This is a genomic window from Anabaena sp. FACHB-1237 (assembly GCF_014696225.1).
Classification (GTDB): Bacteria; Cyanobacteriota; Cyanobacteriia; order Cyanobacteriales; family Nostocaceae; genus FACHB-1237.
Map to the genome: position 1 here is coordinate 40,946 of NZ_JACJPV010000019.1, position 15,969 is coordinate 56,914.

Annotated in this window: 13 protein-coding genes and 1 riboswitch; of the genes, 10 read left to right on the forward strand and 3 right to left on the reverse strand. The window is 35.2% G+C overall.

The features are described 5' to 3' along the window. The first annotated feature begins 13 nt into the window (after window positions 1–13). The 10 genes from H6F32_RS11480 (at window position 14) to psbP (ending at window position 11,797) form a co-directional block, all read left to right on the forward strand. Entirely contained in the window at window positions 14–2,203 is a 2,190-nt protein-coding gene (locus tag H6F32_RS11480; RefSeq protein ID WP_242031113.1) for a serine/threonine-protein kinase, read from the forward strand. A 565-nt stretch (window positions 2,204–2,768) separates the two neighbouring features. Then, window positions 2,769–3,095 (forward strand): hypothetical protein, encoded by a 327-nt coding sequence (locus H6F32_RS11485; protein WP_190369464.1) that lies wholly within the window; start codon window positions 2,769–2,771, stop codon window positions 3,093–3,095. Window positions 3,096–3,500: 405 nt separating this feature from the next. Next, complete coding sequence (gene psbB, locus H6F32_RS11490) at window positions 3,501–5,027, forward strand: photosystem II chlorophyll-binding protein CP47 (protein WP_190369465.1); 1,527 nt, start codon at window positions 3,501–3,503, stop codon at window positions 5,025–5,027. Window positions 5,028–5,221: 194 nt separating this feature from the next. After that, window positions 5,222–5,332 carry a photosystem II reaction center protein T gene (locus tag H6F32_RS11495; protein ID WP_190369466.1) on the forward strand — a complete coding sequence of 37 codons (111 nt, stop codon included), beginning with the start codon at window positions 5,222–5,224 and terminating at the stop codon, window positions 5,330–5,332. Window positions 5,333–5,829: 497 nt separating this feature from the next. After that, window positions 5,830–6,849 carry a 30S ribosomal protein S1 gene (locus H6F32_RS11500; protein ID WP_190369467.1) on the forward strand — a complete coding sequence of 340 codons (1,020 nt, stop codon included), beginning with the start codon at window positions 5,830–5,832 and terminating at the stop codon, window positions 6,847–6,849. 145 nt (window positions 6,850–6,994) lie between these two features. Then, window positions 6,995–7,723 carry an HAD family hydrolase gene (locus H6F32_RS11505; protein WP_190369468.1) on the forward strand — a complete coding sequence of 243 codons (729 nt, stop codon included), beginning with the start codon at window positions 6,995–6,997 and terminating at the stop codon, window positions 7,721–7,723. Window positions 7,724–8,256: 533 nt separating this feature from the next. After that, window positions 8,257–8,392: riboswitch (cyclic di-AMP (ydaO/yuaA leader) on the forward strand. Between the two features lie 169 nt (window positions 8,393–8,561). Then, window positions 8,562–9,197 (forward strand): universal stress protein, encoded by a 636-nt coding sequence (locus H6F32_RS11510; protein ID WP_313926628.1) that lies wholly within the window; start codon window positions 8,562–8,564, stop codon window positions 9,195–9,197. 280 nt (window positions 9,198–9,477) lie between these two features. Then, window positions 9,478–10,107 (forward strand): dTMP kinase, encoded by a 630-nt coding sequence (gene tmk, locus H6F32_RS11515; RefSeq protein ID WP_190369469.1) that lies wholly within the window; start codon window positions 9,478–9,480, stop codon window positions 10,105–10,107. A 73-nt stretch (window positions 10,108–10,180) separates the two neighbouring features. Next, the gene (locus H6F32_RS11520; RefSeq protein ID WP_190369470.1) at window positions 10,181–11,128 is read left to right on the forward strand and encodes a DNA polymerase III subunit delta'; all 948 of its coding nucleotides are present in this window, start codon (window positions 10,181–10,183) and stop codon (window positions 11,126–11,128) included. Window positions 11,129–11,251: 123 nt separating this feature from the next. Next, window positions 11,252–11,797 carry a photosystem II reaction center PsbP gene (gene psbP / locus H6F32_RS11525; RefSeq protein ID WP_190369471.1) on the forward strand — a complete coding sequence of 182 codons (546 nt, stop codon included), beginning with the start codon at window positions 11,252–11,254 and terminating at the stop codon, window positions 11,795–11,797. A 109-nt stretch (window positions 11,798–11,906) separates the two neighbouring features. Here the strand turns inward: psbP and H6F32_RS11530 are convergent, their stop codons facing one another. The 3 genes from H6F32_RS11530 to ruvA form a co-directional block, all read right to left on the reverse strand. Beyond that, window positions 11,907–13,316, reverse strand: coding sequence for an NYN domain-containing protein (locus H6F32_RS11530; RefSeq protein WP_190369472.1), 1,410 nt, complete (start codon window positions 13,314–13,316; stop codon window positions 11,907–11,909). A 408-nt stretch (window positions 13,317–13,724) separates the two neighbouring features. Continuing rightward, a complete protein-coding gene (gene bioF / locus H6F32_RS11535) occupies window positions 13,725–14,882 on the reverse strand; it encodes an 8-amino-7-oxononanoate synthase (RefSeq protein WP_190369473.1) in 1,158 nt (385 codons plus the stop codon). Window positions 14,883–14,886: 4 nt separating this feature from the next. Beyond that, window positions 14,887–15,534: a Holliday junction branch migration protein RuvA gene (gene ruvA / locus H6F32_RS11540; protein ID WP_190369474.1), complete on the reverse strand. Its 648-nt coding sequence runs from the start codon at window positions 15,532–15,534 to the stop codon at window positions 14,887–14,889. Between the last annotated feature and the right edge of the window lie 435 nt (window positions 15,535–15,969).

Genomic DNA, 15,969 nt, shown 5'->3' on the forward strand with positions numbered 1-15,969 from the left:
GAGAAATAAAACAATGTCTATGTCTATTCAATGTCCCAGTTGCTTATCAACAAATACTGCTAATACTGTTCACTGTATTTACTGTGGTACTTTCCTAAATACCATTCAAAATACTACTCAAAATCCAATTTATAATAAAGTTCCTCATACTAGTAATCAAAATGCCATCAATTACCTAGCATTAACATCAGGAACATTGCTAGGAAAAAGTAAATATCAAAAACCAATATATGAAATAGAAAAATATTTAGGACAAGGAGGTTTTGGTATTACTTATCAAGCTATTTATCTCCAAAATAACACATCTGTGGCCATTAAAGAATTGTGGCCAGAAGGAGGTTATAGACAAGGAACAACCGTATGTTGGCCGCATTCCATTAAACCCCAAGATAGACACAAACAGCTGCAAAAATTTCAGGAAGAAGCTAGTAATTTACAAAAATGTATTCATCCGCATATTGTGCAAGTTTATGATTGGTTTTTAGAAAATGATACAGCATACATGGTTATGGAATTACTTTCTGGTAAATCCTTAGATAAGATATTATTAGAAGAAGGTATTTTAAGCGAAGATAGAGTTAAACATTATTTTTTACAAATCGCAGAATCATTAAAAGTAATTCATGGCAATTCTCTATTACATCGAGATATTAAACCAGAAAATATTATCATTGTTCCTCCCGAAAGAGCAGTATTAATTGATTTTGGTGCAGCAAGAGAATTTATTGCTGGCCAAACTGGAGATATGACAAGAATTTTAACCCCAGGATATGCTCCCTATGAACAATATCGAGCGCGAAATCAACCTTTACCTGCTACAGATTTTTATGCTTTATCAGCATCAATGTATCAATTATTAACGGGAGAATTACCCGCAGCTTCCGCAGAAAGAGCAGGTAATTTAGCGAGTAAAAATAATCCTTCAGATCCTTATATTTCCCCACGTAAATTAAATAGTAAACTCAGTTATTTAATGGAACAAATTATTAATACTGGTTTACAATTTGATGCGGAGGATCGATTTCAAACTGCAGATGACTTAATTGATGCTTTAAATGATAAATTTATTTCTCCTACTCATAAAAAAGCCCAAGAATTAGTTAAGCAGGGAAAATTAAAAGATGCGATTATCTCTTATGAAAAATTACTTAATTATGAAATAAATAATGGTAAAGCTACGGTTGAATTAGCCTTAGTACAAAGTTATGTAGATATTAAAAAAGCAGAAATAACTGCCCAAAAAGCCATTAAATTAGAACCGCATGATGGTAGAGGATATGGAGTTTTAGGACTAGTTAATTGTCATCATCAGAACTGGAAACAAGCTGTTAAATATTTAGAACAAGCTGCTAATTTATGTCCCCAAGAAATATGGATACAAAGTAATTTGGCTTGGGCATTAGGAAAATGTGACAATTGGCAACAAGCTGAAAATGTCATCAATAAAGTATTATTATTAGATGGTAATTGTATCTTTGCATTAAGTTTGCAAGCATGGATATATACAAAACAAAAACAATGGAAATCCGCAGTTCGTTCTGCTGCCCAAGCTGTTTTTAAGTTAAAACAAACACCATTCAGTAATAGTAAAGAAACGATATTATGGGTTTATCCCTATTTAATTATAGCTTTGGAAAAAGTAGTTATTACCCAACAAGCGAACGATGTGGAAAGACGTATTCAAGAATTTATTGCCCAAGTACCCGAAAATTCCGTAGCATGGGGTTTACAAGGTTGGGAAAAAGCCAAAAATGGTTTATGGAATGATGCTATTTATAGTTTTGAACAAGCTAGTCAGAAGAAAGATGTGAGTAGTTGGATATTAATAAATTATGGTATTAGCTATGAACATTTACAAAATTATGCAGCAGCTATTCAAGTTTATGAACTGCACAATCAAAAATTTCCTCCTCATGCCTTTATTTGTTTTCGTTTAGGGACTTTATATGGTAAATTAGGACAATGGAATGAAGCTAAAAAACATTTAGAAAAAGCAATTCAATTAAATCGCAACTATGCCCAAGCCTATCATAATTTAGGTTGGGTTTTATTAAATATTACAGATGCCTATGGCAAAATTGAAACCCCTCGTCAGGTTTTATTCAATTATCGCAAAGCAGTGGAACTTTATCAACAGCAACAAAAACCTACCTTAGCAGCAGATATTCAACAGAGTTTTCAATTAGTTGGTATTAATATCTAGTGGAGCAGGCATCCTGCCTGTTATTAATATCCCCGACTGCTTAAAGAAGTCGGGGATCTTGTTCTTAAGCTGTTGTGCCTTTAACTTGAATAATTAATACAAGCAAGATGCTTGTGCTACTGTAACTTCAGGTTTTTTAATTATACAGTGAGTGCTGCACATTAGCTTAACCTGTTATCAATATAAATAAGTTTCCATTGTGACAATCAAATTTTTAGAAATTGATATATAAATATATAAGTATATAAATCAAGGTAACACAGCTAATAAAATAGGAGACAACTAACCCTAAGATGATTTTTTCATCTCAAGAAGCAACAGTTGACAAAGTTCCAATTTCTGAGAAATTATTAAAAAATAATAATTTTCCTGAAATAATTCTGATATTTTTCAAAAATCTTGATCAAGATACTTGCATTACTTAAATAATACAAGTAATATCCTTGCATTATTTTAATTAAGGATGCAAGCAAGATGCTTGCACTACTTTTTCTACTCCGTAAATTTTCATGGGTGCAATCTTGAAGGTGAATAAAAATTGTACTAGAAAAGTGAGAATTAGACTATGAAATACTTTTTTCTAGCCGAAGGATGGAAAATTGGTAGAGTATGGGCTTCTGATGGTTTATGGCAAATGACAGCTTGGCGTAGACAACCAGAAATAAAGCAGTTAAATGTTTGTTTAATGGAAAATGAAGATTTATTATGGCTATATTCTGTAGAAGCAGATATTGTTACCATAGAAGTTAAACCAGTAACACCAGAATTGGTACCAGATGCAATTGGTAAAGTAGTTCTTAAAAGATTAATGAGCGCTGAACAAGTAATCGAAAAATTAGCCACTGCCCAGGCCAAGTGTCATCTACATGATATACAATTGGTAATTAGGTAGTAGTAAGGTAGGTTGGGTTGAACGAAGTGAAACCTAACCTACCTCCGAAAATGTTGGGTTTTTCAACCCAACCTACATAATTTAAGGGTGTTGTATAGCAATTACCCAGCACCAAACCTCTATTATCCAAGAATTAGGAAAATACCTACTTGCAAAGCGTCCCGTCAATAGTTACACTTTTTTAAACATACTCTTTTTTACTGGGCGATCGCTATTTGCTAACTAGAGGTAATTTTCGCCCCTGTGAAAAAACCCTAGAAAGTTAATCAATATCGTCAAAACACAGAGGAATCTGTGTTAAAACTCAAAACTAGCAATAAAAAAACACAGAGAATTTTCTGATTTTCAGAACCTCAGTTACAAATTGCTTTGTAAACATAACTAAATTGCGGAGGCTCCTAGTCAATGGGACTACCTTGGTATCGAGTACATACAGTAGTTCTGAATGATCCAGGACGGCTGATTTCTGTACACTTAATGCACACAGCCTTAGTTGCTGGCTGGGCTGGTTCAATGGCTCTCTATGAACTAGCTGTTTATAACCCCAGTGATCCAGTTCTTAACCCTATGTGGCGACAAGGGATGTTTGTACTTCCCTTTATGGCACGCTTGGGCGTAACCGAATCTTGGGGTGGCTGGAGCGTTACAGGTGGCACAGCAGTTAATCCTGGCTTCTGGTCATTTGAAGGTGTAGCTGCGGCTCACATCGTGCTTTCTGGCTTATTATTCCTAGCAGCCGTATGGCACTGGGTTTTCTGGGACTTGGAACTGTTTAGAGATCCTCGCACTGGTGAACCTGCTTTAGATTTACCAAAAATGTTTGGTATTCACCTGTTCTTATCTGGTCTACTTTGCTTCGGTTTCGGTGCTTTCCACTTAACAGGCTTATTTGGACCTGGAATGTGGGTTTCCGATGCCTTTGGTGTCAATGGTAGTGTTCAACCCGTTGCTCCAGAATGGGGTCCTGCTGGTTTTAACCCCTTTAACCCCGGTGGTATTGTGGCTCACCACATTGCCGCAGGTATCGTGGGTATTATCGCTGGTTTATTCCACCTGGCTGTTAGACCACCCGAAAGGCTGTATAAAGCCCTTCGTATGGGTAATATCGAAACCGTACTTTCTAGCAGTATCGCGGCTGTATTCTTTGCAGCTTTCGTAGTGGCTGGTACTATGTGGTACGGTAACGCGGCTACTCCCATCGAGTTATTTGGACCTACCCGTTATCAATGGGATCAAGGTTACTTCCGTCAAGAAATTCAGCGTCGTGTGCAAACTAGCGTGGCTCAAGGCGCTTCTTTGTCCGAGGCTTGGTCACAAATTCCTGAAAAACTCGCTTTCTATGATTATGTCGGTAATAGCCCCGCTAAAGGTGGTTTATTCCGTACTGGTGCAATGGATAAGGGTGATGGAATTGCCCAATCTTGGCAAGGTCACGCAGTATTTACTGATTCTGAAGGTCGGGAGTTAACTGTACGTCGCTTACCTAACTTCTTTGAAACTTTCCCTGTAATCTTAACCGATAAAGATGGTGTTGTCCGCGCTGACATCCCCTTCCGTCGGGCAGAATCTAAATACAGTTTTGAACAAACTGGTGTTACCGTTAGCTTCTACGGTGGGAATCTCAACGGTAAAACCTTTACTAACCCTGCTGATGTGAAGCAATTTGCTCGCAGAGCGCAAGGTGGAGAAATATTTGAATTTGACCGCGAAACTTTAAACTCTGATGGTGTATTCCGTACATCTCCTAGAGGTTGGTTTACCTTCGGTCATGCTGTATTTGCTCTGTTATTCTTCTTTGGACACCTGTGGCACGGTTCACGTACTATCTACCGTGATGTATTCGCTGGTGTGGAAATTGAAGAAGAACAAGTGGAGTGGGGTCTGTTCCAAAAAGTTGGAGACAAAACCACTCGCGTTAAAAAGGAAGCCTAAATTTTGGCTAAAGTATGAAGTACATAGTTAATCTTGTACTTCATACTTTTCTTATCACAGTATATCCCAGTATTCAGTGGTCAGTAATTAGTTATCAGCTTGCTAATACTGATTAACTCAAGATTACTAAAGCTGAATACTTGTCACAATAATCTCCCAATAAAAGTAATTACTGCTTAGGCAGAACTAATAATATGGAAAGTGTAGCTTACATCTTGATTTTAACTTTAGCGATCGGCGTGCTATTTTTTGCGATCGCCTTCCGCGAACCTCCCCGCTTCGACAGAAAACCTAAGAAAGACTAAGTTCTGAAGCTATCAGCTAAAAATTAAAAAGCTGACTGGATGACATTAGCCAGGGAATTAATTCCCTGTCTAAAATCTAAAGTCGGTTTTAACCGGCTAAGTTAAATAATTTTACTAAACTCAATACTAACCCCTCGATCTCCTAAATATTTCTCTCTAATCATTAAATTTTAGGATATAATAGTCTATCTGGAAGTTAATATGTTTTAAAACTAGCTTTATAGGCTAGGATAAACAAATCAATAACTCTGCCCACTGTAAACCCTAACTTTCTTATTTCCTAAGAAACTACTGACAGTCGGTAATTAATGTATCACTTTTACTAGACCGCGATCGCTCACTCCCAGGATCACTGTTTCTCAAATCCCACAACAGTTAGCAATCAAGTCTAAGCAAATCTAGGTTTTATAAAATCGGTGTAAGTATCTCATATTTACATATAAGCAAAACCTATGAAAAAAAACCTCTACGGAGACTAAAACCAGGAACACATTAGCATGGTCAATCAGAATTTAACCGCCACTACAGAGATAGGATTTACTCACGAAGATTTCGCTGCTCTACTTGATAAGTATGATTATCATTTTAGCCCTGGAGATGTCGTACCAGGGACAGTTTTTAGCATAGAGCCGCGCGGCGCTCTGATTGACATAGGTGCGAAAACCGCAGCATATATACCCATACAGGAAATGTCTATTAACCGGGTGGATAGCCCGGAAGAAGTCTTACAATCAAACGAAACACGGGAATTTTTCATTCTTACAGATGAAAATGAAGATGGTCAGCTTACCCTTTCAATTCGTCGGATTGAATATATGCGGGCTTGGGAGCGGGTTCGGCAGTTGCAAGCAGAAGATGCGACTGTTCGTTCTGGCGTTTTCGCAACCAATCGAGGCGGAGCATTAGTGCGAATTGAAGGACTACGCGGCTTTATCCCCGGTTCTCATATTAGCACTCGCAAACCCAAGGAAGATTTAGTAGGTGAAGAACTTCCTTTGAAATTTTTGGAAGTAGATGAAGAGCGTAACCGTTTAGTTCTATCTCATCGTCGCGCTTTAGTAGAACGCAAGATGAACCGTTTGGAAGTAGGCGAAGTAGTGATTGGTACTGTACGCGGTATCAAACCTTATGGTGCGTTTATTGATATCGGTGGTGTAAGCGGATTATTACACATATCAGAAATTTCCCATGAACATATAGATACACCTCATAGCGTATTTAATGTCAATGATGAAGTTAAAGTAATGATCATTGATTTGGATGCAGAAAGAGGAAGAATCTCACTGTCTACTAAACAGTTAGAACCCGAACCAGGGGATATGATCAAAAACCGTGATGTGGTGTATGATAAAGCTGAAGAAATGGCAGCTAAATATCGGGAACAATTGCTGGCTAAACAACAAGGTGTAACTGCACCAGCAGAAGTGGTAGCTGAACAAGCATCCACAGTAGTTGAGGAAGAAATTCCTCAAGCATCAGATATTGAGGAAGATATTCCCCCAGCTATTGAAGAATAATTGTAGTGCATTCATTTGGACTGCGATCGCTCTCTTAAAATATTACCGGGAAGATCCTAGTCTTATGTTAAACTAACATTAGCTGATTAAATAAGCATATAAGAGGGTAAAATCCCTCTTTTTTGATATTTAGGAGTAACACATTTTGATTACTATTCAATGCAAAGATACTGTTTTTACCAATATTCAAGGGATTTTATTTGATAAAAATGGCACATTAGAAGATTCTCAAACATTTTTGCGGAATTTAGGACAAAAAACTGCCAGAATCATAGATGCACAAATTCCTGGAATTGGTGAACCATTATTAATGGCTTTTGGTATAAATGGCGATCGCTTAGATCCGGCTGGTTTAATATCTGTAGCGACTCGTAGAGAAACAGAAGTAGCTGCTGCTGCTTACATTGCAGAAACTGGTAGAGGTTGGTTTGCTAGTTTAAAAATCGCTTGTACAGCTTTGTCTCAAGCTCAAGAATATGCAAGTAAACAACCTGCTCCCTTATTTCCAGGTACAGTAGAACTTTTAAAATCCCTTGCTAGTACAGAATTAAAATTAGGTATTCTTTCTGCTGCTTCTACCGACAGCGTGAAAAATTTTATAGAAATACATCAGTTAAATGATTATTTTCACTTAGGGATGGGAGTAGACTTTGGACTAGGTAAACCAGATCCAGCATTTTTTATTCAAGCCTGTACTGCTTTGGGAGTAAATCCACAATATACATTAATGGTTGGTGATTCTGTTGGAGATATGCAGATGGCACGTAACGCCAAAGCAGCAGGATGTATAGGAATTAGTTGGATTAATCACGCTGATCACGTAAAAGGTGCAGATGTGATGATTAATAGTCTTGATGAGATTCGGGTAATGTAGCTTCTGATCCTGTATACCTGAGCAATTAGATAGTAATTGTAATATTGAACAAGTCAGGGCTATTATTGAACCATTATTTGATTCTGTCTCAGAAAACATTGCAGAACTTCGTTATAATGTAGATTCAAAAAATCCTTTTGAGGAATTAACAATTTGTGTGAGTAGATAATGTGTTAAAAAATGCTTTTTTCCCTGTTAAAATTATCATTGCGAACAGATGATATTTAATGATAAGCTAATTGCAATCACAATTTACAAGATTCAATGGTGTAAACAATGATCATCTTATCTAGTGATTATTGTACTGTTTTTAAATTTACTGTGTAATCAAAACAATTTTGTTGTGATCATTCTCGTAGTTATTATTACCTACAAATTAGTCAATATTCTCAATTTTGATACAAAAATTTAGAAATTTAGAATTATTAAATATCAGGGAAATTTTCGGAAAATCAACTATTTAGATACCCTCTGCAAGCATAATCTAAATATTGTTGACCTTGACTTTATCGGAAGTAGGTGGAATAGTATTATCTAGTGGGTAGCCTAATTTTAATTCATGAAAGCTGAATTGAAAGCGGAGGAACCAATGTTTGGGGCGAATCTTAATTGAGAGACACCTTCCAGTCTTAGCCCGTCAGCTAACTCCGTCGGCAATGGAAAGAACCTCCAAATCTTAGCTGTTCTATCAGTTCTTATTGGGGTTTTCTTAATCAATTACAGATTGTAAATTGATGATTTTAGACTGCAAATAAATCTAAAATATCATATCTACCATCTCAAATTGATATCCCTGCTTCTCATTAATTGCTCATTTCAAGGGAGAGAAGTTAAAGCTGTGAAAGTTAAGCCATTGTTAGCAAGATTACAAAATACCATTGGTCGTTATGATCTCGTTGATCAAATGGTATTATTGCCTGAATCTATAAACTCTGTTGATCAACAAGATTCATCTAAAAAGTCCATCAATTTAATTGTGGGCTATAATGCTTCTCCTAATAGTCACACGGCGTTAGATATAGCTTTTTGTATTGCCCATCAAACCCATTTAGCTACTAATATTCAAGTGAATGTTCAGGCTGTTTATGTATCAGAAGAAAATCTAGTTTCTCATGATTATCATAACTTGAATTATCTTAAAAATCAGCTTGTTAGTGAAAATCCAGTTTGTGATTTATCTATTTCAAAATTAAGGGTATTAACTCCGTTAAAACCTGAGTTAGTAAACACATCTATTTCTGCTAAGGCCGATAGAATTATTTGGCAAGCTAAAACTTTGGCTCAAGAATGGCAAAGTTATTTTAAGTCTCATTTGCGATTTGGTAATCTATCTAGTGAGTTGAGAAAAGTAGCAGAATTAGAAGCTGCTGATGCCTTGTTTTTAGGTTGTCAATCTGCGGATCATCCTTTGATTGATAGTTTAGGCGGTAATTTTCCTTGCACTGTTTTAGGTATTCCTAATTGTCTTGATTAATTCTCAAAAATTTGATACACTTAAAAATCATACATAGTAGATGTTTTAAGTCACCTAAACAATTAGGTGGCTTTTCCATTGGTAGTAGGTAGCTAAGCTGTTGTGCCTTTAACTTGAATAATTAATACAAGCAAGATGCTTGTGCTACTCTAACTTCAGGTTTTTTAATTATACAGTGAGTGCTGCACATTAGCTTAAATTGGGAAAATTTGGCATAATATGGTAGTTTTTTTAAAATGACTTTACAAGTCACTTTACAAAAGTAATTATTTTTAACTATATGAGCGGTAAATTGATTGTTTTTGAAGGGGTAGAAGGTTGTGGTAAATCTACACAAATACAGTGTTGTTATCAATGGCTAACTGATTTGGGTAGATCAGCAATAATCACTCGTGAACCAGGAGGTACAGAATTAGGCCAGCATTTACGCCATTTGTTATTGCAAAAATCAGAAAATTACGTAATTTCTGAGTTGACAGAATTACTATTATATGCTGCGGATAGGGCACAACATATAGCACAGATGTTAAAACCGGAATTATTAGCAGGAAAGTATATTTTATGCGATCGCTATATTCATTCTACCATTGCCTATCAAGGTTATGGTAGAGGTTTGAATATGGCGATTATCAATGGCCTAAATGACATGGCTATTCAAGGTTTAAAAAGTGATTTAACTATTTGGTTGGATGTGGATGTTACTATTGGTTTAGCCAGGAAAAAAGGGGGAGAAATGGTATTAGATAGAATTGAACAGGAAACTATCGCTTTTCACCGTCGAGTACAACAAGGATATACAGAATTAGCTACATTATTTCCTGATGAAATTGTGAGAATAGATGGTAATTTAGATAAACATATCATAGAAAGTATGATCAAAAAAATTGTCAGCGATCGCTTTTTTTCATAGCCTAAAATATCCCCAACTTCTTTAAGAAGTTGGCAGGCTGAAACCTCTGACTCCTTGATCTCCTTAAAATATCATGTTTTCACCATTAGTAGGACAAACACAAGCAGTAGAATTATTAACCCAAGCCGTTAAATGTCATCGCATTGCACCAGCTTATTTATTTGTTGGGGCTGATGGTATTGGTAAAAGTTTAGCAGCAAAATGTTTTATTGAATTAATCTTTTCTAGTAATATAGAAACCAGTCAACTTCCCACTTTACAAAAACGCATTCAACAAAGAAACCATCCAGCCTTATTATGGGTAGAACCAACTTATCAATATCAAGGACAAAGATTAACCGCAGTAGAAGCAGCAGAAAAAGGTGTAAAACGCAAAACTCCCCCAGTAATTCGTTTAGAACAAATTAGAGGAATTACTGAATTTCTCTCTCGTCCCCCCTTAGAAGCACCACGAAATATAGTAGTATTAGAACAAGCAGAAACCATGGCCGAATCTGCGGCTAATGCGTTATTGAAAACATTAGAAGAACCGGGAAAAGCCACATTAATATTATTAGCACCTTCCCCCGAATCTATCTTAACAACATTAGTATCTCGTTGTCAAAAAATCCCATTTTATCGCCTAGATAGTCAAGGAATGCAACAGATATTAACCAACACCAATCATCGAGAAATTTTAGCACATCCAGAAATATTGCAAATAGCCGCAGGAAGTCCAGGAAATGCGATCGCTGCTTTTAAACAACTACAAAATATTTCCAGCGAACTACTAACCCAACTCAAAAAATTACCCACAAATTATCGTCAAGCACTAGAACTAGGAAAAAAAATTGATAAAGAACTAGACAGCGAATCTCAACTATGGTTAATTGACTATTTACAACAATGTTACTGGCAAGAATATCATCAAACCACAATCATTGAACAACTAGAAAAAACCAGAAAACAACTACTTTGTTATGCACAACCTCGACTAGTTTGGGAATGCACATTTTTAGAATTAAGTAAACTACAAAAGTAAGTTACCAGATCCCCGACTTCTTCAACAAGCCGGGGATCTTTTAGTTAAGGGATCTAAAATGTCACTTATGTGAGAAAATGATAAAGTTAATCTTCAACAACCTTAATCCAGGAATTTTCAAAAATGTGGCGAAAAATTACCCTAATTTTATTATTAGTATTTAGTTTCAGTTTTACTAACCCTGATATCGCTATGGCTGCGGGATTAAAAAGTTTTGTAGATACTGCCGATGGTTATCAATTTTCCTATCCTAATGGCTGGGTACAAGTTAAACTTGCTAATGGTCCAGATGTGGTATTTCATGATTTAATTGAAGTATCAGAAAATGTTTCTGTTGTGATTAGTCCTGTACCTGAAAATAAAACCTTAACAGAATTAGGAACTCCCAGCGAAGTAGGCTATAAATTAGGAAAAGCTGCACTCGCCCCCGTAGACTCAGGAAGAACAGCAGAATTAATTAATGCTGGCAAAAAAGAAGTTGATGGTAAAATCTATTATTTATTAGAGTATGAAGTACAACTTCCTAATCAGCAACAACGCCATAATGTTGCTAGTGTAGCAGTAAGTCGTGGCAAACTTTTTACCTTTAATGCTTCTGTTCCTGAAAAAAGATGGAAAAAATTACAACGCAGTATTGATGAAATAGTTAATTCCTTTACTGTCTATTAACAAAAGTAGTGCAAGCATCTTGCTTGCATTCCTATAATAAACATCTTCTTTGCATTCCTATAATAAACATCTTCTTTGCATTCCTATAATAACCATCTTCTTTGCATTCTTATAATCTAATTCCTACCTCCCATTTTTGCCCATTTTGTTGAACTTGTAAAGAACCACAAGACTGTAAAAACTTGACAAAACTACCATTAATTTGTAACTCTTTAAGCTGTTGAGTAATAGCTTTACCATATTCTTGACAAAATTTACTACTTAAAATTCCAATATCAATATAAATATTAGCTTGATTATTAGTTAAATTAGCCATAATTTTCTGCAAAGATTTTTCTAAATCACTTGATGAATTAATCATAGTATCTGGTAAATTATTCATCATCTTCTGGTGGTTTTGATGATCTAAATTAGCAATATTAGCAATATTAGAAATACTAGAAATATGAGAAATATTTTTATCAAAAATAGTTATATATAATTCTGACTTCTCATCAATTTGATGAACTACAAAATCTGCGGGATATTGCATAAATACATCACTAGATTTTTTATCAGGAAAATAGTAAGCTACCACTTGGGTAATAGTGATATGATATTTAGACTTAAATAATTTAGAAACAACAGATAATTTAATCCAATAATGACCAGTTTGTTTCTGTTGATTTCTAATAATATCTTTTAATTGGACAATAAACTTATCTAAAGATGGTAAATCAGGAATATTTTTAATAGTATGAATTTTACTTTCTCCTGTATAACTGTTCAATAAAACGATTTTATCACCATGTTGACTTACTTGATATACTAAAATGCCATTTTGTTGCAAGATATTACACAAATTTGTCATCACTTTATCTGAAGAACAAACAAATACTTCTCTCACATTGTGATAACGTTCATGAATTGATGAACCTACCGCAATCATTTTCCCATCTGCATTATCTCTCCCTACAGGAACATGAATTAAATCATATCCGCGTTCATGTAATTCTACATCTAATTTACCTCTATTTGACCAATTAGCAAAGGCAATTTTAATCTGTAATGGACAATGACAAATAGTAGTTAAAAACTTTTCTGTATTCGCATTCAGTTGTAAATTTTCTGCATCTAATAATAAAGCAGCAATACCATTAATAATTCTTGGAGGTAAATTTCTATAGTTGAAAATCCATTTTTCCTCATTTACCTCCTCATTTATTTCTCCACTTGTTTGTTTATTTAATAATTCCACAGCACTGAAAAAATCCAATAAAATTGGTAATTTAAAAGCTGGAGGTTTCACAAGTGCTTTTAAAGAAAATTCTAGCTTATGTAATAATTCATCCCAATTTTCCGCTTGACTCAGTATAGTGATAATTTTTTTACTTAAAGCCGATTGGTTTACTGATGTTTGCCAGTTAATTTTTTTGTATTTGTCAGCTAATAATTCTGGTTGTTGTTGTTGAATAGAAATAATGGTTTGACAAACAAGGGTAGAAATTTGATTTAACACTGGAGAATCATGATAAGACATAACTGATGAGAAGTCAGAAGTGTGAGGAGTGAGAAAAGAAAACAATTTTGATATTTACAGGTACACTATGAACACAGCAAGATGAGTGTGTTACAAGAGTTTTATCATTAACATCTGTACCTCATAATAACGGAAACTGCTGTATAATATATTTGAGGACGACTACAGCATATTAATATCATAAAATCAAGATCATATTTTTTAACTTGTTCTTCACTGGTTTTTATTATTTAGCCATCAGTAGTCAATTTCTATGATATGGATAATAATTTCATTGGATATTTCAGCAAATAAGCAAATAATTTATCAATTCCATATCAAATAAATATCAAATTAAATGTAGATTACATCATCTAAATTGACAATTATGAGGTTGAATATTTTAATCATTTATCCTACTGATTATTCTCACGTTTGTATCACTTCTATTAATTTCTGAATATGTAATATTTCATGAGTGGCCATTAAAGATATTCTAATCCTACTGGTGGGAACTGTGGGAGGGCGAATTGCAGGGGCAAATATCCCTGCTTTTTTTAGCCGTCGACTCATTTCTAATGCTGTATTGGGGTTAGGTAGTGTAAAACAGATTATCGCTGATTCACTCGGTAATATTTCTAACTTTAATACATCATCTCTAATTAATTCTCGCAAGTAGGTAACATTTCGCCAAAGTTTTTGACGACGTTCTGGTTCACTTTGCACTATATTAATAGCTGCTAAGGCTGCTGCTGTATCTGCCGGTGATAATGCAGTTGTATAAATCCAGGTTGAGGCACGATTACGCAAAAAATCAATGAGTTGGGTACTACCAGCTACATATCCCCCTAAACTACCTAATGCTTTACTCAATGTACCAATTTGAATGATTTCTTTACCTGTACAGTTAAAGTGTTCTACAGTACCAGCACCGCTTTTTCCGAAAATGCCAGTAGCATGAGCTTCATCTACTAGTAACATACAGTTAAACTGCTCTGCTAGGTCTATAATGTCAAGCAAGGGGCATAAATCGCCGTCCATGCTAAAAACGCTATCTGTGATGATTAAACACCTTCTATGGTCATTACGGTGGTGCTGGAGGATGGTTTTGAGAATATCTGTATTGTTGTGGGGGTACTCTCTAACAGTTCCCCCACTTAAAATAGCTCCTTTTTTCAAGCTGGAATGGTTATATTCATCAGAAAGGATTAAGTCTCGTTTACCCACTATGGCACTAATTGTACCAAGATTGGCTAGATAACCAGAACTAAATACTATAGCGTCTTGAGTTTGTTTTAATGAGGCGATCGCCTGTTCTAGTTCTCTATGTAGTTGACGATGACCACTTAGTAAACGAGATCCGGTACTTCCTGTCCCAAACTCTTGAATAGCGTTAATTGCTGCTATTTTTAATCTCTCGTCTTCTGCTAATCCTAAGTAGTCATTACTAGCGAAATTAATCACTTCTTGTCCTGCTATGGTAACTATTGCACCAGGAAGACTACTAATTGTTTGTGGCGAACGATACCAATTAGCCCGATGTATAGTCTCTAAAGATTTATCTATCCAATCATAAGGATTATTCATAGTATTAGTGTTTATAAGACTCTAGTTCACTTTTACTTAGATAAGCAATTGCCTGTTTAATCCAATCCTCTACATAAGCATTTTTTGGCAAACCAATATCTTCAGAGATAGTGTGTAAAGCATGACTAACTTCTTGCGCTGTATATCCCAAAGCAAACAGAGTCATTTGTACTTCTTCTAAAATACCCGGTGCTGGACCCCCTGTAGCTACAAAGAAACCTGCTGATTTCCGCCATTCTATCAGTTTGCTTTTCAATTCTAAACAAATGCGTTCGGCGGTTTTTTTACCAATTCCCGGTGCTTGAATGAGAATATTTATATTACTAGCAATAATAGCCTGTACTAATTCAGCTAATTCTACAGTATCTATGAGAGCGATCGCTAAAGAAGCACCAATACCACTAACAGACAACAAATGACGAAATAAATCCCGTTCCGCAGGGGAAGAAAATCCGTATAATAGAGGTATTTCGTCCCGTAGTTGGTAAAAAGTAAACACTTGCACAATTTCCCCAGCATCACTTAACTGGTTTGCTAACCTTTGGGGAATTTGTAAATCATAACCTATACCATTCACTTCTAAGGTAAGAATGAGGCGGTTAGGTGTAACTTTTTGGATAGCAGCAACAATACCTTTAAGATAACTAATCATATTAGGGAACCAATGTATTTTAACTTTTATATAATCGCATCTGCAAGTTTATCCTAAAAAATTTCTACTTTTCCATAAAAACTGCATTGCTTGACTTTATTACTTTTTAACGGTAAAATGTCAAGGTGGATAATCACTACCATGCAAAACTTTACATTTATTTACATTAAACTTAAATTTTCCTTAAAATTTCTCAAATTCTTACCATAATCATGGTATACGAAACTTGAATAACCATAAAAAGTCAAATAATTATTTAATGAGAATAATGAGCGATCGCATTATTTATTAGACTGCATAGATATACAATGCAATGATCACTAATTATATCCCTGAATCATAACATAAAGCTCCCCGAATTAGGTACGAATTGAATATCTGGATAGAAAACAGTTGATAATTGGACATTGCTAATTCTTGAGATGAAAACAACTG

Bases quoted from the DNA above. Each gene is read 5' to 3' on its own strand.
- H6F32_RS11480 (WP_242031113.1), top strand. From the start codon at position 14: ATGTCTATGTCTATTCAATGTCCCAGTTGCTTATCAACAAATACTGCT.
- H6F32_RS11485 (WP_190369464.1), top strand. From the start codon at position 2,769: ATGAAATACTTTTTTCTAGCCGAAGGATGGAAAATTGGTAGAGTATGG.
- psbB (WP_190369465.1), top strand. From the start codon at position 3,501: ATGGGACTACCTTGGTATCGAGTACATACAGTAGTTCTGAATGATCCA.
- H6F32_RS11495 (WP_190369466.1), top strand. From the start codon at position 5,222: ATGGAAAGTGTAGCTTACATCTTGATTTTAACTTTAGCGATCGGCGTG.
- H6F32_RS11500 (WP_190369467.1), top strand. From the start codon at position 5,830: ATGGTCAATCAGAATTTAACCGCCACTACAGAGATAGGATTTACTCAC.
- tmk (WP_190369469.1), top strand. From the start codon at position 9,478: ATGAGCGGTAAATTGATTGTTTTTGAAGGGGTAGAAGGTTGTGGTAAA.
- H6F32_RS11520 (WP_190369470.1), top strand. From the start codon at position 10,181: ATGTTTTCACCATTAGTAGGACAAACACAAGCAGTAGAATTATTAACC.
- psbP (WP_190369471.1), top strand. From the start codon at position 11,252: ATGTGGCGAAAAATTACCCTAATTTTATTATTAGTATTTAGTTTCAGT.
- H6F32_RS11530 (WP_190369472.1), bottom strand. From the start codon at position 13,316: ATGTCTTATCATGATTCTCCAGTGTTAAATCAAATTTCTACCCTTGTT.
- bioF (WP_190369473.1), bottom strand. From the start codon at position 14,882: ATGAATAATCCTTATGATTGGATAGATAAATCTTTAGAGACTATACAT.
- ruvA (WP_190369474.1), bottom strand. From the start codon at position 15,534: ATGATTAGTTATCTTAAAGGTATTGTTGCTGCTATCCAAAAAGTTACA.